This is a genomic window from Nocardia sp. NPDC004168 (assembly GCF_040610355.1).
Lineage (GTDB): Bacteria > Actinomycetota > Actinomycetes > Mycobacteriales > Mycobacteriaceae > Nocardia > Nocardia sichangensis.
This window is the reverse complement of sequence record NZ_JBEXME010000011.1, coordinates 58,325-85,238: the sequence shown is the minus strand read 5'-3', so window position 1 is coordinate 85,238 and position 26,914 is coordinate 58,325. Positions and strand designations below refer to the sequence as shown.

Sequence of the window (26,914 nt, the reverse complement as noted above, 5' to 3'; positions counted from 1 at the left end):
TCGCCTGTCGATCGCCACATTGCGCCAGCCCGCCGTGCGACAGGCGAACCGTCGGACTCGATCACCATCCCTCGACTCGAGCGGAGGCCGCGATGCCCGCGACGAACGAGATCTCCGTGCGCAGTACCGCTTTCGACCATGGCGACCCGATTCCGGTGGTCTACACCTGCAAGGGCAGGAACGAGCCGCCGCCGCTGAACTGGACGATGCCCCCGGAAGCCGCCACCTCGGCGCTGATCGTCGACGACCCGGACGCCCCGAGCGGCCTGTTCACCCATTGGGTGGTCAGCAATATCCCGACGACCACCACGTCCAGCGCGGAGGGGCAGACACCCGCGGGCGGGGTGGTCAGCCTCAACAGCGCGAAGCGCGCCGAATACTTCGGACCGTGCCCACCCGCAGGCACCGGCGTCCACCATTACCGATTCATCGTCTACGCGCTCTCGCGTCCCGTGAAGGTGGACGCGCGGACGTCGGCGAACGACGCGAGGTCCGCGATCGTCGACGCGAGCATCGGAGACGGCCAGCTCATCGGCACCTATACCGTCGACTAGCTAGATCACTCGCCAGGCGAGGGTGTGCCCCCGCCAGGCGCCTCGTCGAGTGGCACAAGACGGAGGGTCTACTCGCAATTCGCCTCAGCCATGTGCCACTCGACTGACGGGTGCCTACCTTGCGGCGATCTCCGCCTTTGATCGGCGCGAGAGGCCCACAGCGGAGGCTTGCATGCCGTGTGTGCGCTGGGCCGTGTCTATGTGTGCGCTGTGAACCGGAGCATCAGATCCGGGCACTCGGCTACGAGTTGTTCACCGCCGTGCCGTGAGCGAACTCGTGCGTCACCCACGGTGGGGCGCCGCGCTGTAGGCGGGCCGGGTGACGTTCACAGTCCGAAGGTTTCGCGTGCGCGGTTTTTCCATTCCTCGATTAGCCGGCGTGCTTGCCGGTCGAATTCTTCCCGGTCGGCCGCGGGCCAAGTATCGGGGTCGGTGTCGAGGCCACGTTCGGTGACGAACCGCATGAAGTGGGTGGAGGTGGCTTTGCCGCGGGCCTCGATGAACTCACGTTCTTCCGGGGTGGGAGTCACAGTTTCTTCATCCCGTGCCATGACGATCCTTTCATCAGTTCAAATCCCACCGGCGGTCCGTCGAATCGTGTGCGCATGTCCTGAAGTAGCGCTGTGTCGGCGGGGCTCAGCGTGCCTATTTCCCCGTCGAGCAGTGAGTCGATCCTCGATCTCATGCTGTTGACGGACTTCGCCAGTTTCACCGGATCCGGGTTCCAGTCGTAGCCGGCCTTGGCCCAGGCGACCGCGCCGTCGAGTGAGTCGTCTTGCCGCAGTCTCGTGGCGGTCAACTCTATTCTGTCCACACCCGATCGACGGAAGTAGTCCTCTGTGGATGCGGCGAAGGCAGTGGAGAATCCCTTGCCCGTGAAGCCTTCGTTCAGTTCGGTGAGGTCATGGGTGACCACGAGCCTTCCGTCGTTGTCGCGCGTGAAGCTGTAGAGCAGCGAGCCGGCGTCTTCTCCGCCGGGACCGCATATCTTCGCGGTGAACCCCACGTTGTCGGGGTGAATGCTTCCGTCCTCGCGTTCCCAAGCCCGTTCGTACCAGGCGCCGAGATCCTCGAGGTGATAGGGACCGTACTTGCGCTGTAGTCCTCCCAGCTCCCGGGTCAGGTCGTAGTCGTCGAGATCGCCGCGCCGAGCGCCGTCGAAGAGGTCACCCAGCGGCCGCATATGCGACAGATCGGTGAGCGGTGTCCGCCCGGAGCGTGCGGCGACAGGAGCCGAACCGCCCGCGGCCTCGCTCGGTTCTCGGGTGCCCGCGATCCGGTCGTATCCGTCCTGGTCGCTTCTTCGGATGACGCGGTCGGATTCTCTGACGCCTTCGGCTTTGCCGTGTATCCAGGCATTGTGACCCTCGGCTTGGCGGCGCAGCATTCCGCGCAGATCGTCACGGACCCGCCTGAACAACTCCCTGACAGCATTGGCCCCCGGACCCCTCATCGAATCAGCGCTCCACTGCCACCGATCGGATGCAAGGCAGCACCATCGAGCCAAAGCAGTACGAGCTCAACGATGTTCGCCACACCCGAACTGTACAGAGAAAGATGGTCACTAATAATTGAACAGTCGAACGTTACGAACATTTCGAATACGTAGAGCTTCGAATTCGGCGTCATCGACCGCTCGGAAGCGCGAGCGTGTCAGGATTCCGCTCACCTGTGCCACTGTGCTCCGATTTCCGTCGCGCTTCGCCTCACCCCATCGGCGACTGTTGCGACCCCGTGAACCGCCCAGTAGCGTCGATCCCAGCTTGCGGGGGGCGGAGGAGCCGGTCCGGCCCCCGTCGATGCGTTACGGCACCGGCGGTGAGGAACCGATGACGAGCTGGGGGAAGCTGTTACGCGGTGCCGTGCTCGCGACCGGTGCGGTGGTGGTGCTGGCTGGGTGTGGTGACACCACCGGGAGCACACCGACCTCCACAACGGCGGCGGCCACGGCGACTACCACCGCCACGAAGTCTGCTGACCCGGACGCGGCACTCTGGAACCCATGCGACCTGCCGGAAGCTGCGATATCGGGGACCGGGCTGGATACCGCCAGCAAGAACAAGGACGCGGCTGGCGTGGACTTCACCGGATGGAAGGTATGCGGGTGGCGAGCCGTCTCTCGCTGGTACGACTTGACGATCTTCTCCGGTACGCCCACTCTTCAGGACGTTCAGAAGCGTCGTGATTTCGAGTCCTTCACACCGCATCCGGTCGGTGCCCACAACGCCGTTGAGTTCCTCGATGTGGGCGACGCCAAGCAACTCAAGTGCAGCATCGCCGTCGAAGCGGCACAGGGCACGGTCTTGTTTCGGGTCGTAACTCGCTACTCCGTTGGCAAACAGGGCGATCCATGCGCAGAGGTCCGTCGCCATGCCTCCGATCTAGCGCAGTACCTGCCGAAAAACTAAGGAGGGGTTGTGTCTGTCGGAGTCGACGCAACGGAGTGGCGGAGAGTTCTCGACCTGGCCAATTCCGGTGAGATAGTACTACATCCCGAGATCGGCAAGGGGTTGGACAAGGCCTGCGACGACTACTTGGACCGGCTGGACGCCATCCTGCAAATGGCGGACCGGGTCAAGATTATCGACGGTTTCGGCCCCTTTCCCTCAGGTCAGGTTCTCCGGGAGAAATTCGCCAGCAAGGCTGCTGGCACCGAGCAATCCTTGGACGCCGTCCTCATGCAGCACATCGACGCGGTAAAGATCGCGAAAGAGGTTGTCGCCAAAGCAATCGCGAACTTCGTGGAGCTGGACCAGTCGAGGGCCGACCAGTTCACCGGCTTGGACGCGCAACCATGACCTACGAGGAGTACCGCGCCCGGATCATCGCCGCGCAGGAGCAGTGGAATCGGGAGCGCGACACGATCTACGACTTCACCAGCCGGTTGGGCACATCGTTTCAAGGGGAGTACGAACCGCCGCGAATTCCGGGACCGGACAACTACGACAGTATGACGTTGGCGCAGATGGTCGACGCCGTGAACGCGATGCGGCCGGGTACGGTGCGCGAGGCGTCGGAGGCCTGGTTGAACATCGGGATGAATCTGACCGGTGCGATTCAGGCGTTCAACGAGCAGTTCGGCCGCACCGTGACCGGGGACGGCACGAATCCGGGCTGGACCGGGCAATCCGGGAAAGCGGCCGCGGACGCGGTGACGAACTACCGGAATCAGTCGGGGAATCTCGCGGATGCCGCGTGTCTGGTGAGTTTCAAGCTGTCGGAGATGCATACCGGTCTCGAGCAGACGCAGGCGTTGATGCCGCAGGCCACCGAACGCCCGGACCTGAGGGATAAGACGTTGCCCCAGGACGGTGTCATGAAGGCGGGCGATTACACCGAAGAGGAGGCGGCGCAGGAAGCGAGGCGGATTCTGCGGACGGTGTACGGCCAAGTCGCGAATCAGACCGACCACGGTGTGCCCGTCCTGCCGACTGCCCCGCAGATCGTGGCAGATCCCGGGCAGCAGCCGGGTATCTCGTCACCTGGCGCTCCGAATACCTCCGCACCGCAGACGACGACTACCGAGTCGAACCAGCCCGAAGCCGCGCAACCGGAGACCACCGACCAATCCGACGGCGGCCCACGACAATCGCCCGAGACCAACCCCGCCACCACTCCGCAGGCACTCACCCCGGCGGGTGTGGACCAGTCGACCGGCGTACAACCGACGACATCGACCACGCCGTCGACGACACCGAGCAGCACCACTACGCCGAGCCCGAACTTCACCACCGCTCCGGCGACGCCTGGTCGGCCCGGGACGACGAGCCCGAATACACCTGGGCGTCCCGGCACCCCTGTCGTATCCGGTGCACCGAACATCACCGGAACTCCCGCACCGGGCCGCAACGTCCCGGCCGGCCCGCAGCAGCCGCACGCGCATCCGGCCGCCACGGCGACCGGAGCCCAGACGGCGCGAACCGGCACGACCGGAACGAGCGGCATCGCCCCGGGGATGGGGTCTCGCGGCAAGGACGACGAACGCGAGACATCGGGCGTCAAGGACTACCTGGTCAACCAGCACAACGGCGAGGAACTCACCGGTCTGGATTCCTTGCCGAAGGCCGTTCCTCCGGTCATCGGAGACAACCCGCATGGCTGACTGGCGCTTCACCGGGCAGGAATTCGAAATCCTTTGGTCCGCCTATGGTCGCGACCGTCTGCCGTACCCGCTGCAATATCGTCCGGAAGAGATGGATTTCGCCGATCTGAAGCGTCAACGCGAGGAAGCGGTCGACGCGCTGCTCGGGCGATACGCCGTCGAGCTGGAACAGGCGCTGGACGTATTGCTGGAGCCGGAGGTACGGGTCGAGTCCAAAGGCATGGGGGGCCCGGACATGTCGATCGTGTTCCGTTTCCACGGCGCGGTACGCGGGCAGGCCGGGGCCACCCTGGTCCAACTCCCCGGCCACGCACCGGACACCGGAGCTGACGTGATCGTGAGTTATTGCGCCGCAGGGCGGGTCGCCGCCAAAGCGGTGGCCGCGCTGCCGAAGATGCCCGCGGGCACGCATCCGCCGATCGAAGTGCGCCGCGAAGAAGTGACCGCCGATCGGGAACGGCCGGTGCGCAAGCCGTACGAGGTCGGCACCGTGGCGCGGCTGGACCAGATCTTCAAGCGGGAACGCCTCGGGCTGGGCGAGGTCACGGTGTTCGCCGGCCCGGCCGTCGACGCCCGCCCGAGTTTCGGGCGCGGTTTCTGGTGGATGGACTACACGGATGGCCGCTACTACGTGAGAACGGGCGACCCCATCGTCGCCAAACCGCTCGCCCCCGCCGCTATGGCGGCCGAGATCAACCGTCTCACCGTGCTGACCCAGCGTTACTACCGCGAGGACCGCGAACACGACGAGTACCTGCGCTCACAGCGATAAGGACCGCGCGAACGGCGGGTCCACCAGAGCCGTGGCGCCATCAATGATGGGCCGTCTCAGGGGCAGTCGGATCACGAGGTGCAATCCGACTGACCACGACCCGTCGCCATCCTCGACACGCGAGCGGCACGTCGAACTTCTCGGCGTGCCGCTCGCTCGCGCGGATCAGCGCGGCAGGCGCTCGATGATGGTGGCGTTGGCGGTGCCGCCGCCCTCGCAGATGGTGAGCAGGCCGTAGCGGCCCTCGATCCGTTCGAGCTCGTTGAGCAGCGTCGCGAAAAGCTTCGCGCCGGTCGCGCCGAGCGGGTGACCGAGGGCGATGGCGCCGCCGTTGACGTTGACCTTCTCGGGATTCGCGCCGGTCTCCTTCAGCCAGGACAGCACCACGGGCGCGAACGCTTCGTTGATCTCGATCACGTCGATGTCATCGATGGTGAGACCGGACTTCTCCAGCGCCCACTTGGTCGCCGGGATCGGCGCGGTGAGCATGTAGATCGGGTCCGCGCCGCGCGCGCTCACGTGGTGGATGCGCGCTCGCGGCGTCAAGCCGTACTCCCGCACCGCCCAGTCCGAAGCGAGCAGGGTGGCGCTGGCGCCGTCGGAGATCTGGCTGGCCACCGCGGCGGTCAGCGGGCTGCCCTCGGCCAGCGCGGGCAGCGAAGCCATCTTCTCCAGACTGGTCTCGCGCGGGCCCTGGTCGATCCAGAAATCGCCGACCGGCACGATCTCGTTGTCGAAGCGGCCGTTCTTGATCGCGTCGCGGGCCCGCTCGTGGCTGCGCAGCGCCCATCGTTCCATTTCCGCCCGGCTGATGTCCCACTTCTCGGCGATCAGCTGGGCCGCCCGGAACTGGGTCACCTCGGCGGTGCCGTAGCGGTGATCCCAGCCCTGCGATCCGACGAACGGCGAGTCGAAGCCGTACTCCTTGCCCGCGAACATGGCCGCGGAGATCGGGATCGCGCTCATGTTCTGCACGCCGCCCGCGACGATCACCTCGGCCGTGCCGCTCATGATGGCTTGGGCGCCGAAATTGATGGCCTGCTGGCTGGATCCGCACTGCCGGTCCACCGTTACGCCGGGCACCTCTTCGGGATAGCCCGCGGCCAGCCACATGGTGCGGCCGATGTTGCCCGCCTGGGGGCCGACGTTGTCGACGCAGCCGACGATGACGTCGTCCACATTCCCCGGGTCGATCGGGTTGCGGTCCAGCAGGCCGCGCAGCGCGGCCGCGCCCAGATCGGCCGGGTGCACGCCCGCCAGTGCGCCGCCGCGCTTGCCGACCGGGGTGCGTACCGCATCGATCACGTAGGCGTCCCGCAGCGGGGCATACGGACGACGGGACGCGGAAGGTGCTGACATGTAAGGACTCCTACGTGGTGCGCTCGCCGGCGGTGAGCCCGTCGAGCACGATGGTCAGGTACTGCTTCGCGAGGTTCTCGACGGTGACCGAGCCGCCGGGGCGGTACCACCGCACCGCGACCCACACCGTGTCACGCAGGAACCGGTAGGCCAGTTCGACATCCAGCTCCGGCCGGAAGCTGCCGTCCTGGACGCCGTTGGTCAGCACCCGGTGCCACAGCTCGCGGAATTCGCGGTTGTACGCGGCGATGTAGGTGAACCGCTCCGAGTCGCGCAGCCGCTTCGCCTCGGCCTGGTAGATCGCCACCGCGGCGTGCCAGCGGTCGAACGACTCGTAGGACGCGAGCACCAAGGCTTCCAAGGTGTCTCGCGAACTCAGACCGGAGGCGACGATCTCGCGGTAGCGACCGAACAGTTCGTCCAAGAACCCGCGCAGGATCTCGTCCACCATCGACTCCTTGGAATCGAAGTGGTGATAGAGGCTCCCCGATAGGATCCCGGCCGCGTCGGCGATGTCGCGCACTGTGGTCGCGCGCAATCCCCGCTCGGCGAACAATTCGGCCGCCAAGGCGAGCAACTCGCTGCGCCGTGCTGATTTAGAGGCGTCTGGTGCGGGCACACGGCCATCATACAACCAAGCATTTGCTTGGTACAGCGGCCCCGTTCAACGGGCCGAATAGCGCAGCGGCGAGGACACCGAGAGATCGGCGAGCAGGCGATCGCAGATGATCACCGGCGAGACGCCCGCGCGCGCCATCCGGGCGACGAGCGCGAGACGACGTTCGCAGCTGTCCCACTCCACGGTGAGCTGACCGCGATCGGGACCGGCGTCCACCGTGGCCATCACCCGTGGCGGGCCGCCGCGCACCGGCTCCTCGCTCAGCTTGAGCACCATGCCGCGCTGCCAGGCGTGGTAGGTGTCCATGTCGGCCCCGATCACCAGTTTGTCGGTGGCAGCGCACAGGCCCTGCGCGATCTCGTCCGAGAAGGTCACCTGGTCGAAACGGAATTTCCGGCATTTCGCGACCACCGCGAGCAAGTCGGCGCGCACCTCGCACAGCAAGTCCGTCTGGCGCTGCCTGCGCTGCTCCTGCTCGCTCTCCGTACTGTCGGCGCTGAGGCCGATGCGCCGGGCACGCTCGCGATCGCGCGCCAGATCGGCCCGCAGCGCGCCCCGCGGATCGCGGGCGACCTCTCCCTCGTCGACGGCGTGCTGCTCGAGAATCCGCGCGGCGGCCGTGGCGACCGCGCTTTCGGAGGTGTGCTCGATGAGCTCGGCGCCGAGGGTGAGGGCCGAGAGGACGAGGCTGTCGAGCCGTCGCCTGGCCAGCACGACTTCGCGCACCACATCGAGTTCCAGTTGTTCGCGGGCAGGTGGGCGATCGCGACCCATAGCCATCGCCCCCTTGAAGAGCGCTGATCCGATCTCATCCAGCATGGCACACCGCGCCGCGCTCCGGCTCGTCCTTTTCCACCTGATCAGCTGCCCATTTCACCCGGCAGCCGCGATGCGAGAAGGCGATCGCAATACGGCGTGGAAGATCTCTCCGGGCGTGGCGGACGAACGGCTGCTCGATGGTCGCCGGGGTGTGCTCGTCCGCCCCATGCTGAGCGGACGAGCCCGAAAAGCCCGTGGCTCAGGCACGTTGGCTGCTGATCGAAACCACTTCGCCGGTCAGGTAGGTGGTGTAGTCACTGGCCAGCATCGCGATCGTGGCGGCGACCTCCCAGGGCTCGGCCGCGCGGCCGAACGCCTCGCGCTCCGACAGCCGGTCGAGCAGCTCGGTCGAGCTGACCTTGTCCAGGAAGGCGTGCCTGGCGATGCTCGGGGCCACCGCGTTGATCCGGACGCCGAGTTCGGCAGCCTCGATTGCGCTGCACCTGGTCAACGCCATGACGCCCGCCTTGGCCGCCGCGTAGTGCGCCTGGCCGTACTGCGCGCGCCAGCCGAGCACGCTGGCGTTGTTCACGATCACGCCGCCGTGGCCCGCGTCGCGGAAGTAACCGAGGGCGGCCCTGGTGCAGCGGAAGGTGCCGTTGAGGGTGATGTCGAGGACGCGGTCCCACTGCTCGTCGGTCATGTCGACCACGGGCGTCTCCCCGCCCAGCCCGGCGTTGTTGACCATGATGTCGATGCGGCCGACGGCCTCGGCGGCGCCGCGGATCAGCGCGTTCACCTGTTCGGTGCTCTGCACGTCGCACGGGATCGAGGCGACCCGCCGGTCCGGGAACTCGGCGGCCAGCTCGGTCGCGGTCTCGGCCAGACGCCGCTCGTGCCAGTCGGAGACCACCACGTCCGCGCCCTCGGCCAGCAACCTGCGCGCGGTGGCCGAGCCGATGCCGGTGCCCGCCGCCGCGGTGATCACGGCCGAACGTCCGGTCAGCAGGCCGTGCCCAGGAACGGGCGCGGGGGCGACCGACAGCGGCCCGGTCACGGGCGGGCCTCGCGCGGCAGGCCGAGCACCCGCTCGGCGATGATGTTGCGCTGCACTTCGTTCGAACCTCCGTAGATGGTGTCGGCGCGGGTGAACAGATACAGCCGCTGCCATTCGTTGAGATCGTTCTCGCCCGCCACCAGGCCGCGGGCGCCGAGCACGGCCATCGCCAGCTCCCCCAGCCCGCGATGCCAGTTGGCCCACAGCAGTTTCGCCACCGAGGCCTGGCCCGCGCCGTCGTCCACGCCCGCGCCCTCCATCGTGCGCATGGCGTGCGCGCGCAGCACGCGCAACCCGACCCAGGCGCGGTCGATTCGGTCGGCGATCAGCGGGTCGTCGGCCGCGCCGGTGCGGCGGGCCAGAGCCTCGATGTCGGCCAGTTCGCGGGCGAACCGGATCTGCTGGCCCAAGGTGGAGATGCCGCGCTCGAAGGTGAGCGTGCCCATGGCGATCCGCCAACCGTCGCCCGGCTCGCCGACCACCAGGTCGGCCGCGGTGCGGGCGTTGTCGAAGAAGACCTCGTTGAATTCCGAGGTCCCGGTCAGCTGGATGATCGGACGCACGTCGATCCCCGGCTGCCGCATCGGGACCAGCAGGTAGGACAGACCCTTGTGCCTGGCGGACCCGCGCTCGGTGCGGGCGACGACGAAGCACCAGTCGGCCACGTGAGCCAGCGACGTCCAGATCTTCTGCCCGTTGATCGACCACTCGTCGCCGTCCAGGTGCGCCGAGGTGGTGATGGCGGCCAGGTCGGAGCCGGCGCCGGGCTCCGAATAACCCTGGCACCACAGTTCGCTGACGTTGCGGATGCCGGGCAGGAAGCGGTCCTTCTGCGCCTGGGTGCCGAACGCGAGCAAGGTCGGGCCGAGCAGTTCCTCGCCGACGTGCGACACCCGCGCGGGGGCGTTCGCCTTGGCGTACTCCTCGTGGAAGATGACCTGCTGGCGCACCGTGGCCTCGCGGCCGCCGTACTCCTTCGGCCAGCCCAGGCAGGTCCACCCGGCCGCGGCCAGGTGCCGGTCCCAGGCCAGGCGTTCGTCGAACGCCTCGTGTTCGCGGCCGGGACCGCCGAGGCCGCGCAGCGCGCGGAATTCGCCGTTGAGGTTCTCCTCCAGCCACTCGCGCACTTCGGCGGCGAATCGCTCGTCCTGCACGGCGGAAAACCGCCCGGCCGGAGCGGCGGTGTCGGATTCTGAGGTCTGGATCGCACCCACGCCGGTAGGATAACCTACCAAGCACTTGCTTTGTAGAGTGCACGCATAACTCGCTCGCGGACGGTAAGGACAACCGTGACAACCCCTGCACAGACGACACCGATGGCACTGCACCACGCCGCTCGGACCTTCGGCGACGCCCCGGCGATCGCCGACGGCGAGGTGCGGCTGAACTGGGCCCAGTTGCTCGAAGCGGTCCAGGAAGTGGCACGGGCGCTCATCGCACGCGGGGTGCGGACGGGCGACCGGGTGGCCATGTGGGCGCCCAATACCCACCACTGGGTGATCGCCGCGCTCGCCGCGCACTACGCGGGCGCGGCGCTGGTGCCGCTGAACACCCGCTACGTGGCCGACGAGGCCGCCGACGTGCTCGGACGGGTGGACGCGAAGGCCCTGTTCATCGCGGGGCCCTTCCTCGGCCGCGACCGCTTGGCCGAACTGCGCACGTCCGACCTGGCCATCGACACGGTGGTGGTGATCCCGGTCGAACCCGGCACGGAGAACACCGACATCGCCGCGCTGGACTGGTCGGAACTCGCGACCGTCGCCGCGCCGGTCACCGTGGCCGAAGCCGAGGAACGCGCCGAGTCGGTCCGCCCCGACGACATCTCCGACATCTTGTTCACCTCCGGCACCACCGGCCGCAGCAAGGGCACGCTGGTCGCGCACCGGCAGGCGCTGTCGGTGGTGCGGGCCTGGGCGGAGTGCGCCACCTTGCGGGGCGACGACCGGTATCTGGTGGTGAACCCGTTCTTCCACAACTTCGGATACAAGGCGGGCATCCTCGCCTGCCTGGTCACGGGCGCCACGATCATCCCGCAGGTCACCTTCGACGTACCGGAGACGATGCGGCGGATCGGCGCGGAGCGGATCACCGTGCTGCCCGGCCCGCCGACGATCTACCAGACGATCCTGGATTTCCCGCGCCGCGCCGAATTCGACTTGAGCTCCCTGCGCGTGGCCGTCACCGGAGCGGCGACGGTGCCGGTGGTGCTGATCGAGCGGATGCGCTCGGAACTGGCCTTCGACGTCGTCATCACCGCCTACGGCCTGTCCGAGAGCGCGGGTTTCGGCACCATGTGCCGCGTCGACGACGACGCCGAGACCATCGCGAACACCTGCGGCAGGCCGATCGCGGATTTCGAGTTGCGCCTCGGCGAGGCGGGCGAGGTCCTGCTGCGCGGGCCGAACGTGATGCTCGGATACCTGGACGACCCGGAAAGCACCGCGGAGACGATCGACGAGGACGGCTGGCTGCACACCGGCGACATCGGCACGGTCGACGACCGCGGATACCTGACGATCACCGACCGGCTCAAGGACATGTACATCTCCGGCGGCTTCAACGTCTACCCCGCCGAAGTGGAACAGGCGCTGGCCCGGCTGGACGGCGTCGCGGAGTCGGCGGTCATCGGCGTGCCCGACACCAGGATGGGCGAGGTGGGCAAGGCGTACGTGGTGCGCAAGCCCGGCTCGGGCCTCACCGAGGACCAGGTGCTCGCCCACGCCACCACCGTGCTGGCCAATTTCAAAGTGCCGCGGTTCGTCGAGTTCCGCGACCAGCTGCCCTACAGCGCCGCCGGGAAAGTGCTCAAGCGTCAACTACGTGAGGAGAAGTCGTAATGTCGGAACCGGCAACCCCGGACGAGGGTCCGGCGATCCCGGACGAAGGTGAGGTCGTCACCTACGAGCGGCGCGGACGCGTCGCGATCGTCACGCTGAACCGGCCGGACTACCGCAACGCGCAGAACTCGGTGATGACCTACGCCCTCGACGCCGCGTTCGAGCGCGCCGTGGAGGACCCCGAGGTCGGAGTGATCGTGCTCGCGGGCAACGGCAAACACTTCAGCGCCGGGCACGACATCGGCACGCCCGGCCGCGACCACCACGTGCGGTACCAGAACAAGGCCGCGCTGTGGTGGGACCACGTGGACCGGGCCGGCGGCGACCAGCGCTTCGCCCGCGAGCTCGAGGTCTACCTCGGCATGTGCAGGCGCTGGCGGGAGATCCCCAAGCCGACCATCGCCATGGTGCAGGGCGCCTGCATCGCGGGCGGGCTCATGCTGGCCTGGGTGTGCGATCTGATCATCGCCTCCGACGACGCGTTCTTCTCCGATCCCGTCGTCCGCATGGGCATTCCGGGCGTCGAGTACTTCGCGCACCCGTGGGTGATGGGTCCGCGCGCGGCCAAGGAGTTCCTGTTCACCGGCGACCGGTTCGGGGCCGCGCAGGCCAAGGAGTGGGGCATGGTCAACCGGGTGGTGCCGCGCGCCGAACTGGAGGCCGAAACCCTCGCGCTGGCCGAGAAGATCGCCACCATGCCGCAATTCGGTCTCGCGCTGACCAAGAAAGCGGTCAATCAGGCCGAGGACCTGATGGGCATGCGCTCGGGCATGGATTCGGTCTTCGGCCTGCACCACTTCGCGCACGCGCACAACGCCGAGGTCGGCGCCGACTCGCTGGGCGGCATGAACGCCAAGACGATGAAGGCCTCCGCGAGCACCGCAGAACAGAACGGAACGACCTAGTGGATCTGGATCTCGATCGGACGACCCAGGAATTCCAGCGGGAGGTCCGCGAATTCCTGGCCGCGAACAAACCCGCGAAACCGCTGCCCTCCATGGACACCAAGGCGGGATTCGAGGCGCACCGCGCGTGGGAGCGCACCCTCGCCGACGCACGGCTGTCAGTGGTGGCCTGGCCAGAGGAGTTCGGCGGGCGCGATGCCTCGCTGCTGGAGTGGGTGCTGTTCGAGCAGGAGTACTACGCGGCGGGCGCGCCGGGGCGGGTCAGTCAGAACGGCATATTCCTGCTGGCGCCAACGCTTTTCGAACACGGCACCACGGAACAGCTGGAACGGATCATGCCGCGGATGGCGCGCGGCGACGACATCTGGGCGCAGGCGTGGTCGGAGCCCGAAGCGGGCAGCGACCTGGCCGGTATCCGCTCGACCGCCCGGCGCACCAACGGCGGCTGGCTGCTGAGCGGCCAGAAGACGTGGAGTTCGCGCGCCGCCTTCGCGGACTGGGCATTCGGGCTGTTCCGCAGCGATCCCGAGGCCGAGCGGCACAAGGGCCTCACCTACGTGATGTTCCCGCTGACCGCCGACGGGGTCTCGGTGCGCCCGATCCCGCAGCTGGACGGCGAACCCGGCTTCGCGGAGATCTTCCTCGACGACGTGTTCGTGCCCGACCGCGACGTCATCGGCGCGCCCGGCGAGGGCTGGCGCGTGGCGATGAGCACCTCCAGCAACGAACGCGGCCTCTCGCTGCGCAGCCCCGGGCGGTTCAGCGCCACCGCGCGACGGCTGATCGATCTGTGGCGCGAGGCGGGCGACGAGGACAACACCGCGCAGCGCGACGCGGTGGTGGACGCCTGGATCGGCAGCGAGGCCTACCGGCTGCACACGTTCGGCACGGTAACCCGGCTCAACGAAGGCGGCAGGCTCGGCGCGGAATCCTCGATCACGAAGGTGTTCTGGTCCGAGCTGGACATCGCCATGCACGAGACCGCGCTCGAGGTGCTCGGTCCGGCGGCGGAACGTTCCGGGCCGTGGACGGACGGATACCTGTTCGCGCTGTCGGGACCGATCTACGCGGGCACCAACGAGATCCAGCGCAACATCATCGCCGAGCGGCTGCTCGGACTACCGAGAGGAAGCAGCCGATGAGATTCGCGCTCAGCCCCGAACAACTCGATTTCGCCGCCAGCCTGCGCAAACTGCTGGAGGCGGGCCGCGCGCCCTCCGCCGTGCGCGCGTGGGCGTCCGGCGACAGCGGGCCCGGTCGCGCGTTGATCCGGCAACTGGCCGAGGCCGGTGTGCTGGGTCTGGCCGTGGCGGAGGAGCACGGCGGCATCGGTGCCGAACCGATCGATCTGGTCGTGGCGTTCCAGGAGATCGGCCGGGCGGCCGTGCCGGGACCGGTGCTGGAGACCGCCGCCGCGATTCCGGCTCTGCTGCAAGCGCTTCCGGACCGTGATCCGGCCGAGCGCTGGCTGCCCGGCTTCGCGGAGGGCGCGGCGCTGGGCACCGTCGCCTTCGCGAGCGGTATCGCGCTGGACGCCGACACCGCCGAGGTGGTCCTGCTGGCCGGTGAGCAGCTGTCCCTCGGGCACCGCGGCGGCCTGGTGCGATCGGTCGATCCCGCCCGCCGCCTGTTCACGGTCGCCGCGGCCGAGCCCGTCGCCGAGGGTGAGCAGGTCGCCGCGGCCGTGGCCGCCGGTTTCGACACAGGCGCGCTGGCCTGCGCGGCCCAGCTGCTCGGCGCGGGAAAGGCCCTGCTGCACGCGTCCACCGAATACGCCAAGCAGCGCAAGCAATTCGGTAAACCGATCGGCGAGTTCCAGGCTGTGAAGCAGAAGCTGGCCGACGTGCTCATCGCGCTGGACCTGGCCGAGCCGCTGCTCTACCGGGCCGCGCTGACCATGACCGGACCAACTCGGGGTCGCGACGTCTCGGCCGCCGTGATCGCCTGCGGCGACGCCGCCTACCGCGCGGCCCGCACCGCGCTCCAGGTGCACGGCGCGATCGGCTACACCGCCGAGTACGACCTCTCGCTGTGGCTGACCAAGGTGACCGCCCTGCGTTCGGCCTGGGGCACACCGGACCTGCATCGCGCCCGGATCGCCCACGCGCTGCGGGCGGACACCGACCAGGAACGCGCCGAGCGAGGCATCGCATGAGCGGGCAGGCCCGGAGGCGGCAGCGAAGCGTAACCACGCAGGGCTGGCAGGAAGGACACCGATGAGCACCGCCGAACACCAGGAATTCCTCGCCTCGGTGCGTGCGCTGCTGACCAAGCACGCCGGGTCCGCGGCGGTGCGCGCCGCGATGGACACCGAACTCGGCTACGACCCGGCGCTGTGGCGGCTGCTGTGCGAGCAGATCGGCGTCGCGGCGCTGGCGATTCCCGAGGAATACGGCGGCTTCGGTGCGAGCCTGGTCGAATCCCTGCTGGTGGTAGGCGAATTGGGCCGCACGCTCGCCGGGGTTCCGATGCTCGGCTCGGCCGTTCTCGGTGGACAGGCGGTGCTGCTTTCGGGCGACGACGAAGCGTGCGCACGGCTACTGCCCGAGGTGGCGGAGGGCACGCGCACGATCGCGGTCTGCTGGGCCGACGAGCGCGGCTGGGACGAGCCGGGTGTGCACGAGACGGACGGCGCCCTCACCGGGACCGCGCACTACGTGCTCGACGGTATGTCGGCCGACACCTTCGTCGTCGTCACGCCGACCGGTCTGTTCGAGATCGAACCCACCGCGCCGGGCGTCACCCGCAGGCCCGCGCCCACCATGGACCCCACCCGCAAACTGGCCGAAGTCGGTTTCGCCGACGCGCACGCGCGACGGCTCGGCTCGGGTGACCAGTCCGGGACGGTCGCCCGGCTGCGCGAGATCGCGTGGGCGGCGGTGGCCGCGGAGCAGGTCGGCGCCGCCGACCGCTGCCTGGAGACGACGGTCGACTACGCCAAATCCCGCGTGCAGTTCGGCCGGGTGATCGGCAGTTTCCAGGCGCTCAAGCACCGCATGGCGGACATGTACGTGCTGCTGGAATCGGCCCGATCCGCGTCCGTCGCGGCGACCGCGGCGGTGGCGGCGAACAGCCCGTCGGCCGCCGAGGACGTCTGGGTCGCCCGCGTGCACTGCTCGGAGGCACTCACCGCCATCGCGGCCGAGACCGTCCAGTTGCACGGTGGCATCGCGATCACCTGGGAACACGACGTGCATCTGTTCTTCAAGCGCGCCCACGCGGACGCGCAGCTGTTCGGGGCCGCGCACCGCCCGATGACGCAACCCGCCTGAGCCGGGTCAGGGCGCGCCGACCTGGTCGGCGGCGCGCCCTTCCTCGATAGGCTGTCCGGCGTGGTTTCGATGCACTAAGATGTGACAAGCGCCACACGCGCATGCCGGGGGATGCGTTTTCGAGTGGCACCGCAGGTCGGAATCGGTGCCGTAGCGAGTCGATATGCCGGCTCGCCTCCCAAAAGTCGTCGGGGCCCACCAGCCGGGAGGATGCCATGACGCAAACAGTGCATTCCGATCTCGAAGCATTACGGTCCACCATGGACGGGCCGGTGTACGGCCCAGCGGATACCGGGTACGACCGGGCCCGCGCCATCTGGAACGGGGACATAGACCGGCACCCCGCCGTGATCGCCCAGTGCCTGTCGCCGCGTGACGTGGCCGCGGCGTTGGCCTTCGGCCGGGACCGGGGGCTGGAGATATCCGTTCGCGGCGGCGGCCACTCCTACAGTGGGACCGCGGTCGGCGAAGGCGGCCTGATGATCAACCTGAGCGCCCTCAAGGGCGTCGTGGTGAATCCGGAAGCCGAGCGGGCCCGAGTCGGCGGCGGAGCGACGATGGCGGACATGGACGCCGCGACCCAGAAGTACGGGTTGGCGGTGACCGGCGGAGTGATCAGCGATACCGGCGTCGGCGGCCTCACCCTCGGCGGCGGCATGGGCTGGCTGACCCGCATGGCGGGGCTGGCCATCGACAACCTCGTCTCGGCGCAGGTGGTGCTCGCCGACGGCCAGGTGGTACGGGCGTCGGAGACCGAGAACGCGGAATTGTTCTGGGCATTGCGCGGCGGCGGCGGAAATTTCGGAGTGGTCACCGAATTCGAGTACCGCCTGCATCACGTCGGGCCGGAAATTCACCTCGGCTTGCTCTTCTGGGACATGCCGGACGGCACCGACGCACTCCGCCTGATCCGTGAGTTCATCCCCACTCTGCCGCGCCGGTCGGGAGCGTTGATCGCGCTGGCGATGTCGGCGCCGCCCGCGCCTTTCGTTCCGGAGCGATACCACGGTCACGCGGGCCATGCCCTGATCGTCGCCGGTTTCGGCACGGCCGAGGAGCATGCCGCCGCGGTGGCGCCGATCCGGAACGCCCTGCCGCCGCTGTTCGAATTCCGCACCCCGATGCCGTATGCCGGATTGCAGCGGATGCTCGACGCGGCGGCGCCGTGGGGCCTGTACGGCTACGAGAAGGCGCTCGACCTCGACGATTTCTCCAACGACGCCATCGCGGTACTGATCGCGAACGCGGCCAGGAAAACCGCGCCGCTGTCGTTCATGCCGATCTTCCCGCTCAGCGGCACGTTCAGCACTGTCGGTGAGGACGACACGGCATTCGGCGGCACGCGCCGTTCGCATTACGAGTGCAACATCACCGCGATCACTCCCGACACCGAGACGCTCGCGCTGGACCGGGAATGGGTGCGCACGACGTGGGATGCGCTGCGTCCATTGGCTTCCAACCAGGGCGGGTATGTCAATTTCATGGCCGACCCGGACCATGCCCGGGTTCGCGAATCGTACGGACGCACGAAATACGCGAAGCTGGCGCACATCAAAGCCGACTACGACCCGGGCAACGTCTTCCACCGCAACGCCAACATAGCCCCGGGCTGACCTTCGAGTTCACTCGTCCGAGCGTCTACGGGCCGCATCGGGGCGCAGGCCGTGCAGAACGATCCGCACGAGCCTGCGCCAATCACCGCTGCCGCTGCCGATGGTGGCGGACAACGCGCCGACGATCATGTAGACGTCCGCCACCGTGCAGTCGTCGCGCAATGTTCCCGCGGCTCGGTCCCGCTCGACGAGCTCGCCGATCACGTCCTCGAGCCTGCCGCGGGATTCGCCCCTCGGCTCGCTGCCCGCCGACTGCCGCGCCGTCTCGATCGCCGCCGACAAGCCCCGGTCGGCCGCCAGCACCTCGCCGACATGAAGCAGGTAGCGTGCGAGCCCCTCGCCGGGCTCGGCGCGCAGGCATTCGGTGCGGGCGAACTCCTCGATCTCGGCGAAGCGCTGCTCGGCCGCGGCCTCGATGAGGTCGGCATGGGTGGGGAAATGACGGTAGACGGTTCCGACGCCGACTCCGGCGGCGCGCGCGATCTCGGTCAGTGGCACGGCACTGCCGTGCTCGGCGAACAGCGTGCGCGCCACGGACACGATGCGGGCGCGGTTGAGCGTGGCGTCGGCGCGCTGCTTGCGGGCCGATGGTGGCCTTGACACTGACGATCCCTCCGTGCTTACGCTTCAAACGGAATCGGATTCCGATTCCGTTTCATCGCTTCGAAGGGTAGCACTTCATGTCCCACAATCGTTTCCGCGTTCTGACCCCCGGCGAGGCACGGCCCGGCCGAGTGCCGCTGCCGCCCGCGTTCGCGGTGAAGGCCACCACCGCCGACACCGAGGGCAGGTTCTCCCTGCTGGAAGTGACCCTCGCGCGCGATATTCCCCGGCACACACACCACGTCGCGGACGAATGTGTCTACGTGCTCGAAGGAACGCTCGACGTCGAGTTCGACGACCGAACCCTTTCCGCGACGGAAGGCATGTTCGTGTTGCTGCCACACGGCGTGCCGCATGCCCTGCGCTGCGGATCGCAGCCGCCGCCACGAGTGCTGCAGATCTCCTCGCCCGGCGGCTGGGAGTGCTATCTGGAGGACCTTTTCGAAGCCGGAGCATCGGTGCTGACCGAGGGCGTGCTGGATCCGGTGAAGATCAATCCCATCGCGGCGGCATATGACATCCACTACGAAGAATCGGCGAGTCCCGTTGCCGGACAAGTCGATTGACTCCCTCACCGCCGACTTGGGCAACCCGGCGGAACCCGCCGTCCCGTCGGGATCCACCTCATGTGGCCGACTTCACCGCAGATAGATAGTTAGCCTATGTAATAATATTTCTCGTGCGGCAAGCTCAGGTGAACGTAGCGGATGACATCGTCGTCGACCTTCTCGTCACCGCGGGCAGGCTCACTCGGCTGGCCGGGGTGATCAGCGGCGACGACCTGCCGCGGGCCATGTTGCGGGCGCTGGCGGTGCTCGACGAACACGGCGCGCTGCGCGTCAGCGAATTCGCCAGAATCGACCGATGTTCACAGCCGGCGGCAACGGCGCTGATCGGCAAGCTGGTCGCGGAAGGCTACGCGACCCGGCGCAAGGACCCGGAGGACTTCCGGGCCGTGATCGTCGAACTCACCCCGGCCGGGCGGACCCGGCTGGCCGAGTTCCGCCGCGCATTCGCCACCGCGATCGGCGAACACCTGCCCGGCTTCGACACCGAGCGACTGGCCCGGCTGGACACCGAACTGCACGACCTGCTGGAGGCCCTGAAAACGGCTACGCGACAGCACGATCCGATCTCGAGGGAACACCGATGAGCACTTTGGCTCCCACCCGCGCCCCGGTCGCGGACAACACCAAGCAACCGAAAGCCGTCTGGGCGGTCGCGTTCGCGAGCGTGATCGCGTTCATGGGCATCGGCCTCGTCGATCCCATTCTCAAACCGATCGGCGAGCAACTGAACGCGTCCCCGTCCCAGGTGTCGCTGCTGTTCACCAGCTACATGCTGGTGACCGGCGTGGCCATGCTGGTCACCGGCGTGGTGTCCAGTCGCTTCGGCGCGAAGAAGACGCTGCTGGCGGGGTTGACGATCATCATCGTGTTCGCGGCGCTGGCCGGCATGTCGAATACGGTGGCGCAGATCGTCGGTTTCCGCGCGGGCTGGGGCCTGGGCAACGCGCTGTTCATCGCCACGGCGCTGGCCACCATCGTCGGCGCGGCCAGCGGCGGCGTTGCCCGCGCGATCATCCTCTACGAGGCGGCGCTCGGCATCGGCATCGCGACCGGTCCGCTGGTCGGCGGCGTGCTCGGCGGAATCAGCTGGCGCGGACCGTTCTCGGCGTATCGGTGCTGATGGCCATCGCGCTGGTGAGCATCGTCGTCCTGCTGCCGGAAGGGCCCAAGCCGACGCATCACACCTCGATCGCCGCGCCGTTCCGCGCCTTGCGCTACCGGGGGCTGCTGATCGTGAGCATCACCGCCCTGCTGTACAACTTCGGCTTCTTCACCCTGCTCGCCTACACCCCGTTCCCGCTGGATATGGGCACCTATGCGATCGGCTTCATCTTCTGCGGCTGGGGTGTACTGCTGGCGATCGCGTCGGTCTTCCTCGCTCCCCGGTTGCAGCGCCGGTTCGGTTCGCTGCCGATGATGGGACTCTCCCTGGGCCTGTTCGCCGCCGACCTGGCGATGATGGCCGTGTTCGCCGAGCACAAGCCGGTGCTGATCGTCGGCACCGTGCTGGCAGGCCTGTTCCTCGGCGTGAACAACACGCTGATCACCGAGGCCGTGATGATCTCCGCGCCGGTGGAGCGGTCCACCGCCTCGGCGGCCTACAGCTTCGTCCGCTTCGCGGGCGGCGCCGCTGCGCCCTACCTCGCGGGCAAGCTCGGCGAGCACAGCATCTCGCTGCCGTTCTGGGTGGGCGCGGCGTGCACCGCCGCCGCGGTCGTCGTCCTGCTCGCCGGGCGCGCCGCCTTGGCCCACCTCGACGACCACGATCCCGCACCGCACAGCGTCGAGGAAGCCCAGGCCATCACGGTCGGCGACGACTGATCCCCGCGCGCACCGAAGGCAGCCGCCAGCGTGGCTGCCTTCGCCGTTTCCGCACCCTGGCGCGGGCCGGTGCGAGGAGTACGGTCAGGAGATATGACCGAAGCGAAGCGGGGGCGCGTCAGCGTCGAGACCAGCCAGAAGCGTGTGCGCGTCTATCTGGGCGGGCACTTGGTGGCCGACAGCGCGCGGCCGGTGCTGGTCTGGGAGAACCCGCACTATCCGACCTACTATCTGCCCGTCACCGACCTGCGCGCCAAGCTCGAACCGAACGGGCAGACCCAGCACTCCACCAGCCGCGGCGACGCGACGGTCTACGACCTCATGGTCGACGGCACCACAGCGGGCGGGGCGGCGCTGCGCTACCACGACTCGCCGCTGACCGAATTGCGCGAGCTGGTTCGCTTGGAGTGGGGCGCGATGGACGAGTGGTTCGAGGAGGACGAACCGATCTACGTCCACCCGCGCAACCCGTACTCGCGCGTCGACATCCTGGCCAGCTCCCGGCATGTGCGGGTGGAGATCGACGGGGTCACCGTGGCCGACTCGCACGGGCCGCGCATTCTCTTCGAAACGGGTCTGCCCGCGCGGTACTACCTGCCGATGACGGACGTCCGCATGGATCTGCTGTTTCCGTCGGCCACCCACACCAGCTGCCCGTACAAGGGCACCGCCGACTACTGGACCGTCCGCGTCGGCGGCAACGAGTATCCCGACTATGTGTGGGGCTACCGCACGCCGCTTCCGGAGAGCCAGAAGGTCGCCGGGCTGGTCTGCTTCTACAACGAGAAGGTCGACATCTACGTCGACGGGGAACTCCAGGAAAGGCCGCGCTCGCCGTTCAGCTGAGTTCGGCGACAGCCCGCGAGTCTCGCCCCTTTCGGCGTCGTTCCCCTCGGTCATCACGTCATACGGCGCTGGCAGGGATCAGTCCTCGCGCCGCGCGCACTTGCCGGTCCGGTCGAGCGATATGCGGCGGCCCGGTCAGACCGCGACCAATGGCGGACTGTCGGCCGCACGGCGGTATTGGCCCGGCGCCACGCCGTATCCGCGTTTGAAGGCCTTCGCGAAGGCGAACTCCGAGGCGTATCCGACCCGGCGGGCCACCGCGCCGAGACTGCTGTCGGTGTCCCGGAGCAGACGAGCGGCGGTCAGCATGCGCCAGCGGGTCACGTAAGCCAGGGGCGGTTCGCCGACCGTCGCGAGGAAGCGACGCGCGAGGGTGGCGCGAGAGACGCCCGCGATGTCACCGAGGTCGGCGACGGTCCAGGCGCGGGCCGGTTCCTCGTGCACCGCGCGCAGCGCCGCCGCGACCGCGGGATCGGCGAAGGCGCCCGCCCAGCCCGAGGAGCACAGGTCGGACTGCTCGTCGAACCAGGCCCGCAGGATGAACAGCAGCAACGTCTCGAGGATCGCGGGCACGGCCGCGTCGCTGCCCGGACGGGGCTCGGCGATCTCCGCGGCCAGCAGGTCGACCGCGCCGCGCAGCGCGGGATGTCGCCCCGGACGCGCGGGCAGATGGATGAACTCGGGCAACTCGTCGAGGATCGGATGGGTGCGGCTGCGGCCGAGTTCATAAGCGCCGCACAGCAAGGCGGTCCGCACGCCCGGCCCTACGATCTCCCGTGGCTCACCGGGCTGCGCGGTCTCCGTGACCGGGGTGTCCAGACTGTCCACCAAGTCGTGGTCGGCCCCGCGCGGCATGAACAGCACGTCCCCCACGCCGAGTGCAATGGGTTCGCCGTCCGGCGGCACCACCCAGCAAGAGCCCTGCAAGACCACGTGGAAACCCGCGCCCGGCACTACCGGGTACCGCCGACCCCACGGAGCGTGCCGGATGAACAGGCCGGAGGTGGGACTGCCGGTGCGGATGGCCGCGATGGTCTCGCTGAGAATATCCACTCATTCACCGTAGCACTCTGAAGTTGAGTGTTTCGGACAAATTATCGAGCGCTCTACGCATTGTCCGGCTCATGAGAAGCCAATAGCTTTCTGTTCATGACATCGACCGAAACCACCGCCACCATCGCCGTCTACGGCGCGACCGGACACACCGGCGGCTACCTGCTCGCCGAACTGCGCCGCCGCGGCCTCGCCCCGATCCTGGTGGGCCGCGACGCCGATCGCGTCCGAGCCGCTGCCGATGCCGCGGACCTGCCCGCAGCCGACATCCGGGTAGCCGGCCTGTCCGACCACACGGCTCTGGTCACCGCGTTCACCGGAGCGGATGTGGTGATCAGCAGCTTGCCCGCCTATGTCGAGCACGGCTCGGCGGTGCTGGCCGCCGCGATCGACGCGGGTGCGCACTACACCGACATGTCCGGCGAGCAGCTGTTCCTGAAGCGCGTGCTCGACGAGTTCGGACCGCGCGCGGCGGCGGCCGGCGTCACCGTGGTCTCCGGCGTCACCGACAGCAACCTCCCCGGCGACCTGCTGGCACACCTCATCACGCGCCGGGTGCCCGGGCCGGCCGAGGTGGTGTTGAGCCATCTGAGCAAGAGCGGCGGCAATGGTTCCAAAGGCAGCGCGAAGACGGTGCTCGCCAGTTTGGATTGGTTCCGCGGCGGCGGCTGGCACTACGCCGACGGCGAACTGCGCACCGGCGCGACGGCGCGCCGCGAGAAGATGACCTTCCCCGGTGACACCGAGCCGACCACCGTTGCCAAATTCCCGCAGCCCCCGGTCCTGACCATCCCGCGGCACTCGGACGTCTCCTACGTCGAGGGCGTCCTCGCCACCTCGATCCTCGACACACTCAGCGGGTTCACCGCCGAACTGATCGACACGCTGCCCGACGCGCCCGGCGCGGACCTGCGCTACGACCTCGTCGTCGACGCGTTCGGCGCGGACGGGCGGCAGGTCCGCGGCGTGCTCAGCGGCGTCGACTCCTACCGCGATTCGGCGTTGATGGCGGTGGAGTCGGCGGTCCGCTTGGCCGGCGGAGCCGCGGCGCCCGGCGCCCTCGCGCCGGCGGAGGCGTTCGACCCCGCCGATTTCCTGGACGCGCTGGCGCCTTTCGGTATCACCTGGCGTATCGAGGGAAGCCGAGCGTCGGCGAAGGATCGGGCATAGTCGAACGATGACCGACAATCGACCGCCGCTCGCTGTCGCCCTCGATCTCGCGCCGCATCCCGAAGGCGGCTGGTACCGCCAAACCTGGCGCAGCCCGGTGGAATTCACACCGGAGGGTTATCCGGGCCCGCGCGCCGCCGCCACCGCGATCCATTTCCTGCTGCTGCCGGGCGAGCGGTCCGCCCCGCACACGGTGCGCTCCGACGAGCTGTGGCTCTGGCACCGTGGCGGACCGCTGGCGCTGGAGATCGGCGGCGAGGAGGTGATCCTCGGCCCCGACCTGGAGCACGGTCAGGCGCTCCAAGCGGTGGTGCCGGGCGGGGTCAGCCAGTCGGCGCGGCCGGCGACTGCGGAATACGTGCTGGTCAGCTGCATCGTCGCGCCGGGATTCGACTTCGCGGATTTCCGGCTGGACTGACCCGGCTCAGCGCACCGGCACGGCGGCGAATCGTTCGAGCTCGTGCGGATCGTGCGCGCAGAACATTCGCACCCGCTCGCCGTGGTCGGTGTGCAGCGTGCGCAGCCGTTCCAGGTTCTCCACCCGCTCTCGTCCGAGCGTGCTCGCGAACACCTCGAACACGCCGAGGCCGACCGGGGGACGCGCCTTCCCCGCCGCCAGCTGCCGGTGGTGGAAATAGGCGTCGCCGCAGTGCAGCAACCATCCGTCGCTCTGCCGGACCGCGACGCCGCTGTGCCCGCGCGTGTGGCCGACCAGCGGGATCAGCATGATGTCCTCGAGCACCGGGACGGCGGTGAAGCCGAACCAGGTGTCCGGGCCGGTCTCGTGGGCCAGCCAGCGGGGGCCGTGTTCCCACTGGCGCGGCTGATACCGCATCTTCTCCCCGAGGGTGGGGCGCTGGGTCGCCGCGTCGAGTTCGTCGGCGAAGACATGCACAGTGGCGTCGGGGAAGTCGGACAGCCCGCCCGCGTGATCGAGATCGAGATGGGTGAGCACGATGTGCCGGACGTCCTCGCGCCGATAGCCGAGCCCGCGGATTTGGTGCAGCGCGGTGAGTTCCGGGCGCAACCGGGGACGCAGCAACCGCGAGGTACCGAAACCGAGCCTGCCCCGGTCGAGCACGTCGGCCATGCCGAAGCCCGTGTCCACCAGCACCAGCCCGTCATCGGACTCGACGAGCAGGCAATGGCCGACCAACCCGCCGGTCAGCAGACCACCGCTGCCGAGCAGCGCTCGTCCGCCGACCGGGCACATGGTCGCGCAGTCCAGATGCCGCACCAGCATCGCGGAAACTCCCTCCTGCGGCGCCGAATCGGACTGATCCGTTTCGGCACGAAGGTCTCTTTTGTTCCCGTCAACGTAGTCGGAGCACGACTCGGCCGCGACAGCGCGGTCACCGCCGCGGTAATCGGCGGGCGAATCGATCGCCGCCCGCCGATCCCGAACAGCCTGATCACTCAGGAATTTCGAGCACGCCCTCGTCCACGGCCCAGGCGATGGTGCGCTCGAGATCCGGACACGAGTCCGGGCGACCCGGCCCGTGACCGGTCGCGCTCAGTGCGGCGAAAACCGGGCAGTGCTCGGCCGGGTTGCCGGTCCACTGCACCGACGTCTGGTGGTTGCTGCTCTTGCGCACCAGCACATGACTTTGGCAGGCCCGGCACCGCAGGGGTGTCAGGCCGTCCTCCAGATACCGCTGCTTGTCGACCACCGTCTGGGCGCGCACTTCGGCTCGCCGAGCGGGCTGATCGGCGAAATCGGGTGCCTTCGCCCAGGTGGCCGCCATCAGACGCTCGCCTCGGCTTCCTCGGACTCGCGCTTGCGCCGTAGGTTCTCGGCGACCTCGGCTTCCCACGCCTCGTTCGCTTTGGTGGTGTCCACCTCGAACTCGAAGCGCTGGGTCATCTTCTCGGTGACGTCGGCCAGGTCGACGTAGAACTGGTCGTACCAGCGACGCAGCTGGTAGACCGGCCCGTCCTCCTCGCACAGCAGCGGGTTCTCGACCTTGGACTTGTGCTTCCAGATCTCGACGTCCTGCAGGAAGCCGACGCTGATGCCCTCGGTCATCTTCTCGGCCAGCTTGGTCGCCATCTCGCCCTCGACGCCCTTGGGCTTCTCCAGCGTGATGCCCCATTGCAGGACGAAGGAGTCCTGCGTGACCGGGTAGTGGCAGTTGATCAGGACGCTTTTGACCTCGTAACCGCTGTAGATGTTGATCAGCGGGTTGATCATGTACGAGGGCCCGAAGTACGAGGCCTCGGACTTCAGCAGCGTGTCACCGCCGTATTTGGAGGCCATGCCGATGTCCGGCCTGCCCTTGGTCTCCAGGAACTGGGTGGCGATGTGACCCTCGAAGACGTTCTTGAAGTACGTCGGGAAGGCGAAATGGATGTAGAAGAAGTGGGCCATGTCGACCACGTTGTCGATGATCTCGCGGCAGTTGGCGCCCTCGATCAGCATCGAATTCCAGGTCCAGTCGGTCCACCCGCTGTCGAGTTGCTCGCTGGGGTTGCCGTCGGCGTCGGTGTAGGGGCCCTTGATGTGCGGGATCGTGACCTCGGGCGGCGGCTGGCTGCCCTCGTGGTCGTGCCAGACGAACAGCTGGCCGTTGCGCTCCAGCGTGGTCCACTTCCTGGTGCGCGCCAGCGGCGGCACCCGCCGCGCGTACGGAATCGCGGTGCACTTGCCATTGGTCCCCGACCAGCGCCAGTCGTGGAACGGACAGGCGATGTCGTCGCCCTTGACCTCACCCATGCTCAGGTCGCCGCCCATGTGCCTGCAGTAGGCGTCGAGCACCCGCAGTTCACCACTGCTGTCGGCCCAGACGACGAGCTTGGTGCCGAAAACGTTCACCGCGTGCGGCTTGCCGTCGCGGAACGTCTTGGCCAGACCCAGGCAATGCCATCCCCGCGCATAGCGGGTCGGTGCGGTGCCGACATCCAGCTCCCGGACCTTCGCGCCGCCCTGTGGGGTACCTGCCATCGCGATTCCTCCTCCATCTGTACTAGAACACGTTACAAAACTGGCGTCCTCGACGCCAGCGA

General features: G+C 68.3%; 28 protein-coding genes and 1 pseudogene. 17 read left to right on the top strand and 12 right to left on the bottom strand.

Going from position 1 to position 26,914, the window contains the following annotated elements; genetic code table 11:
• Window positions 1-92 precede the first annotated feature (92 nt).
• On the top strand, window positions 93-554 hold the full coding sequence (locus ABZW96_RS20825) for a YbhB/YbcL family Raf kinase inhibitor-like protein (RefSeq protein WP_355076845.1): 462 nt from the start codon (window positions 93-95) through the stop codon (window positions 552-554).
• 326 nt (window positions 555-880) lie between these two features.
• Here the strand turns inward: ABZW96_RS20825 and ABZW96_RS20820 are convergent, their stop codons facing one another.
• Complete coding sequence (locus tag ABZW96_RS20820) at window positions 881-1,105, bottom strand: hypothetical protein (RefSeq protein WP_157106555.1); 225 nt, start codon at window positions 1,103-1,105, stop codon at window positions 881-883.
• Window positions 1,081-1,737: a hypothetical protein gene (locus ABZW96_RS20815; RefSeq protein ID WP_355076843.1), complete on the bottom strand. Its 657-nt coding sequence runs from the start codon at window positions 1,735-1,737 to the stop codon at window positions 1,081-1,083. The genes ABZW96_RS20820 and ABZW96_RS20815 overlap by 25 nt, the downstream gene beginning before the upstream one ends.
• Before the next feature lie 616 nt (window positions 1,738-2,353).
• Here ABZW96_RS20815 and ABZW96_RS20810 point away from each other — a divergent pair.
• Genes ABZW96_RS20810 through ABZW96_RS20795 form a run of 4 tightly spaced genes read left to right on the top strand, consistent with a single transcriptional unit; the run spans window position 2,354 to window position 5,428 of the window.
• Window positions 2,354-2,962 (top strand): DUF3558 domain-containing protein, encoded by a 609-nt coding sequence (locus tag ABZW96_RS20810; RefSeq protein ID WP_355076842.1) that lies wholly within the window; start codon window positions 2,354-2,356, stop codon window positions 2,960-2,962.
• Window positions 2,963-2,971: 9 nt separating this feature from the next.
• Window positions 2,972-3,352 (top strand): hypothetical protein, encoded by a 381-nt coding sequence (locus tag ABZW96_RS20805; protein WP_355076840.1) that lies wholly within the window; start codon window positions 2,972-2,974, stop codon window positions 3,350-3,352.
• Window positions 3,349-4,656, top strand: coding sequence for a hypothetical protein (locus tag ABZW96_RS20800; RefSeq protein ID WP_355076839.1), 1,308 nt, complete (start codon window positions 3,349-3,351; stop codon window positions 4,654-4,656). Before ABZW96_RS20805 ends, ABZW96_RS20800 begins: the two co-directional genes overlap by 4 nt.
• On the top strand, window positions 4,649-5,428 hold the full coding sequence (locus ABZW96_RS20795; protein ID WP_355076837.1) for an ESX secretion-associated protein EspG: 780 nt from the start codon (window positions 4,649-4,651) through the stop codon (window positions 5,426-5,428). Before ABZW96_RS20800 ends, ABZW96_RS20795 begins: the two co-directional genes overlap by 8 nt.
• Window positions 5,429-5,593: 165 nt before the next feature.
• Here ABZW96_RS20795 and ABZW96_RS20790 read toward each other — a convergent pair whose 3' ends face one another.
• The 5 genes from ABZW96_RS20790 to ABZW96_RS20770 form a co-directional block, all read right to left on the bottom strand.
• Entirely contained in the window at window positions 5,594-6,748 is a 1,155-nt protein-coding gene (locus tag ABZW96_RS20790) for an acetyl-CoA C-acetyltransferase (RefSeq protein WP_355077048.1), read from the bottom strand.
• A 49-nt stretch (window positions 6,749-6,797) separates the two neighbouring features.
• Window positions 6,798-7,406 (bottom strand): TetR/AcrR family transcriptional regulator, encoded by a 609-nt coding sequence (locus ABZW96_RS20785; protein WP_355076835.1) that lies wholly within the window; start codon window positions 7,404-7,406, stop codon window positions 6,798-6,800.
• A 45-nt stretch (window positions 7,407-7,451) separates the two neighbouring features.
• On the bottom strand, window positions 7,452-8,225 hold the full coding sequence (locus ABZW96_RS20780) for a hypothetical protein (RefSeq protein ID WP_355076833.1): 774 nt from the start codon (window positions 8,223-8,225) through the stop codon (window positions 7,452-7,454).
• A gap of 199 nt (window positions 8,226-8,424) precedes the next feature.
• Window positions 8,425-9,222: an SDR family oxidoreductase gene (locus tag ABZW96_RS20775; RefSeq protein ID WP_355076832.1), complete on the bottom strand. Its 798-nt coding sequence runs from the start codon at window positions 9,220-9,222 to the stop codon at window positions 8,425-8,427.
• Window positions 9,219-10,436 carry an acyl-CoA dehydrogenase family protein gene (locus ABZW96_RS20770; RefSeq protein WP_355076830.1) on the bottom strand — a complete coding sequence of 406 codons (1,218 nt, stop codon included), beginning with the start codon at window positions 10,434-10,436 and terminating at the stop codon, window positions 9,219-9,221. The genes ABZW96_RS20775 and ABZW96_RS20770 overlap by 4 nt, the downstream gene beginning before the upstream one ends.
• A 75-nt stretch (window positions 10,437-10,511) precedes the next feature.
• On the opposite strand from ABZW96_RS20770, the gene ABZW96_RS20765 reads away from it, so the two are divergent.
• From ABZW96_RS20765 to ABZW96_RS20740, 6 genes are all read left to right on the top strand, one after another.
• Window positions 10,512-12,059: a FadD3 family acyl-CoA ligase gene (locus ABZW96_RS20765; RefSeq protein WP_355076829.1), complete on the top strand. Its 1,548-nt coding sequence runs from the start codon at window positions 10,512-10,514 to the stop codon at window positions 12,057-12,059.
• Entirely contained in the window at window positions 12,059-12,964 is a 906-nt protein-coding gene (locus ABZW96_RS20760) for an enoyl-CoA hydratase (RefSeq protein WP_355076828.1), read from the top strand. The genes ABZW96_RS20765 and ABZW96_RS20760 overlap by 1 nt, the downstream gene beginning before the upstream one ends.
• Entirely contained in the window at window positions 12,964-14,106 is a 1,143-nt protein-coding gene (locus tag ABZW96_RS20755) for an acyl-CoA dehydrogenase family protein (RefSeq protein WP_355076826.1), read from the top strand. The genes ABZW96_RS20760 and ABZW96_RS20755 overlap by 1 nt, the downstream gene beginning before the upstream one ends.
• Window positions 14,103-15,119, top strand: a complete 1,017-nt coding sequence (locus ABZW96_RS20750) for an acyl-CoA dehydrogenase family protein (RefSeq protein ID WP_355076824.1) — start codon at window positions 14,103-14,105, stop codon at window positions 15,117-15,119. Before ABZW96_RS20755 ends, ABZW96_RS20750 begins: the two co-directional genes overlap by 4 nt.
• 61 nt (window positions 15,120-15,180) lie before the next feature.
• Window positions 15,181-16,236 carry an acyl-CoA dehydrogenase family protein gene (locus tag ABZW96_RS20745; RefSeq protein WP_355076822.1) on the top strand — a complete coding sequence of 352 codons (1,056 nt, stop codon included), beginning with the start codon at window positions 15,181-15,183 and terminating at the stop codon, window positions 16,234-16,236.
• Window positions 16,237-16,451: 215 nt separating this feature from the next.
• Window positions 16,452-17,849: an FAD-binding oxidoreductase gene (locus ABZW96_RS20740; protein WP_355076821.1), complete on the top strand. Its 1,398-nt coding sequence runs from the start codon at window positions 16,452-16,454 to the stop codon at window positions 17,847-17,849.
• 9 nt (window positions 17,850-17,858) lie between these two features.
• On the opposite strand, the gene ABZW96_RS20735 is transcribed toward ABZW96_RS20740, so the two are convergent.
• On the bottom strand, window positions 17,859-18,452 hold the full coding sequence (locus ABZW96_RS20735) for a TetR family transcriptional regulator (RefSeq protein ID WP_355076819.1): 594 nt from the start codon (window positions 18,450-18,452) through the stop codon (window positions 17,859-17,861).
• 77 nt (window positions 18,453-18,529) lie between these two features.
• On the opposite strand from ABZW96_RS20735, the gene ABZW96_RS20730 reads away from it, so the two are divergent.
• From ABZW96_RS20730 to ABZW96_RS20715, 4 genes and pseudogenes are all read left to right on the top strand, one after another.
• Window positions 18,530-19,018, top strand: a complete 489-nt coding sequence (locus ABZW96_RS20730; protein WP_355076817.1) for a cupin domain-containing protein — start codon at window positions 18,530-18,532, stop codon at window positions 19,016-19,018.
• A 113-nt stretch (window positions 19,019-19,131) separates the two neighbouring features.
• Window positions 19,132-19,605: a MarR family transcriptional regulator gene (locus tag ABZW96_RS20725; RefSeq protein WP_355076815.1), complete on the top strand. Its 474-nt coding sequence runs from the start codon at window positions 19,132-19,134 to the stop codon at window positions 19,603-19,605.
• A pseudogene (locus tag ABZW96_RS20720) lies at window positions 19,602-20,842 on the top strand (MFS transporter). Before ABZW96_RS20725 ends, ABZW96_RS20720 begins: the two are co-directional and overlap by 4 nt.
• A 93-nt stretch (window positions 20,843-20,935) precedes the next feature.
• Window positions 20,936-21,688, top strand: a complete 753-nt coding sequence (locus tag ABZW96_RS20715; RefSeq protein WP_355076813.1) for a DUF427 domain-containing protein — start codon at window positions 20,936-20,938, stop codon at window positions 21,686-21,688.
• 135 nt (window positions 21,689-21,823) lie between these two features.
• On the opposite strand, the gene ABZW96_RS20710 is transcribed toward ABZW96_RS20715, so the two are convergent.
• Window positions 21,824-22,741, bottom strand: coding sequence for an AraC family transcriptional regulator (locus ABZW96_RS20710; RefSeq protein WP_355076812.1), 918 nt, complete (start codon window positions 22,739-22,741; stop codon window positions 21,824-21,826).
• A 96-nt stretch (window positions 22,742-22,837) separates the two neighbouring features.
• Between ABZW96_RS20710 and ABZW96_RS20705 the strand changes: the two genes are divergently transcribed.
• Both ABZW96_RS20705 and ABZW96_RS20700 read left to right on the top strand, forming a co-directional pair.
• Window positions 22,838-23,911 carry a saccharopine dehydrogenase NADP-binding domain-containing protein gene (locus ABZW96_RS20705; RefSeq protein WP_355076810.1) on the top strand — a complete coding sequence of 358 codons (1,074 nt, stop codon included), beginning with the start codon at window positions 22,838-22,840 and terminating at the stop codon, window positions 23,909-23,911.
• A gap of 7 nt (window positions 23,912-23,918) precedes the next feature.
• The gene (locus ABZW96_RS20700; protein WP_355076809.1) at window positions 23,919-24,329 is read left to right on the top strand and encodes a cupin domain-containing protein; all 411 of its coding nucleotides are present in this window, start codon (window positions 23,919-23,921) and stop codon (window positions 24,327-24,329) included.
• 6 nt (window positions 24,330-24,335) lie between these two features.
• Here ABZW96_RS20700 and ABZW96_RS20695 read toward each other — a convergent pair whose 3' ends face one another.
• From ABZW96_RS20695 to ABZW96_RS20685, 3 genes are all read right to left on the bottom strand, one after another.
• Window positions 24,336-25,154, bottom strand: a complete 819-nt coding sequence (locus ABZW96_RS20695) for an MBL fold metallo-hydrolase (protein WP_355076808.1) — start codon at window positions 25,152-25,154, stop codon at window positions 24,336-24,338.
• A gap of 169 nt (window positions 25,155-25,323) precedes the next feature.
• Complete coding sequence (locus tag ABZW96_RS20690; RefSeq protein WP_355076806.1) at window positions 25,324-25,656, bottom strand: hypothetical protein; 333 nt, start codon at window positions 25,654-25,656, stop codon at window positions 25,324-25,326.
• Window positions 25,656-26,852, bottom strand: a complete 1,197-nt coding sequence (locus ABZW96_RS20685) for a Rieske 2Fe-2S domain-containing protein (RefSeq protein ID WP_355076805.1) — start codon at window positions 26,850-26,852, stop codon at window positions 25,656-25,658. Before ABZW96_RS20685 ends, ABZW96_RS20690 begins: the two co-directional genes overlap by 1 nt.
• Window positions 26,853-26,914 lie beyond the last annotated feature (62 nt).

What these genes read in the sequence shown, in the direction of transcription:
- ABZW96_RS20780 (WP_355076833.1), bottom strand. Translation starts at nt 8,225, where the DNA reads ATGCTGGATGAGATCGGATCAGCGCTCTTCAAGGGGGCGATGGCTATG.
- ABZW96_RS20825 (WP_355076845.1), top strand. Translation starts at nt 93, where the DNA reads ATGCCCGCGACGAACGAGATCTCCGTGCGCAGTACCGCTTTCGACCAT.
- ABZW96_RS20685 (WP_355076805.1), bottom strand. Translation starts at nt 26,852, where the DNA reads ATGGCAGGTACCCCACAGGGCGGCGCGAAGGTCCGGGAGCTGGATGTC.
- ABZW96_RS20820 (WP_157106555.1), bottom strand. Translation starts at nt 1,105, where the DNA reads ATGGCACGGGATGAAGAAACTGTGACTCCCACCCCGGAAGAACGTGAG.
- ABZW96_RS20760 (WP_355076828.1), top strand. Translation starts at nt 12,059, where the DNA reads ATGTCGGAACCGGCAACCCCGGACGAGGGTCCGGCGATCCCGGACGAA.
- ABZW96_RS20690 (WP_355076806.1), bottom strand. Translation starts at nt 25,656, where the DNA reads ATGGCGGCCACCTGGGCGAAGGCACCCGATTTCGCCGATCAGCCCGCT.
- ABZW96_RS20695 (WP_355076808.1), bottom strand. Translation starts at nt 25,154, where the DNA reads ATGCTGGTGCGGCATCTGGACTGCGCGACCATGTGCCCGGTCGGCGGA.
- ABZW96_RS20810 (WP_355076842.1), top strand. Translation starts at nt 2,354, where the DNA reads ATGCGTTACGGCACCGGCGGTGAGGAACCGATGACGAGCTGGGGGAAG.
- ABZW96_RS20715 (WP_355076813.1), top strand. Translation starts at nt 20,936, where the DNA reads ATGACCGAAGCGAAGCGGGGGCGCGTCAGCGTCGAGACCAGCCAGAAG.
- ABZW96_RS20730 (WP_355076817.1), top strand. Translation starts at nt 18,530, where the DNA reads ATGTCCCACAATCGTTTCCGCGTTCTGACCCCCGGCGAGGCACGGCCC.
- ABZW96_RS20750 (WP_355076824.1), top strand. Translation starts at nt 14,103, where the DNA reads ATGAGATTCGCGCTCAGCCCCGAACAACTCGATTTCGCCGCCAGCCTG.
- ABZW96_RS20745 (WP_355076822.1), top strand. Translation starts at nt 15,181, where the DNA reads ATGAGCACCGCCGAACACCAGGAATTCCTCGCCTCGGTGCGTGCGCTG.
- ABZW96_RS20815 (WP_355076843.1), bottom strand. Translation starts at nt 1,737, where the DNA reads ATGCGGCCGCTGGGTGACCTCTTCGACGGCGCTCGGCGCGGCGATCTC.
- ABZW96_RS20705 (WP_355076810.1), top strand. Translation starts at nt 22,838, where the DNA reads ATGACATCGACCGAAACCACCGCCACCATCGCCGTCTACGGCGCGACC.
- ABZW96_RS20700 (WP_355076809.1), top strand. Translation starts at nt 23,919, where the DNA reads ATGACCGACAATCGACCGCCGCTCGCTGTCGCCCTCGATCTCGCGCCG.
- ABZW96_RS20740 (WP_355076821.1), top strand. Translation starts at nt 16,452, where the DNA reads ATGACGCAAACAGTGCATTCCGATCTCGAAGCATTACGGTCCACCATG.
- ABZW96_RS20795 (WP_355076837.1), top strand. Translation starts at nt 4,649, where the DNA reads ATGGCTGACTGGCGCTTCACCGGGCAGGAATTCGAAATCCTTTGGTCC.
- ABZW96_RS20800 (WP_355076839.1), top strand. Translation starts at nt 3,349, where the DNA reads ATGACCTACGAGGAGTACCGCGCCCGGATCATCGCCGCGCAGGAGCAG.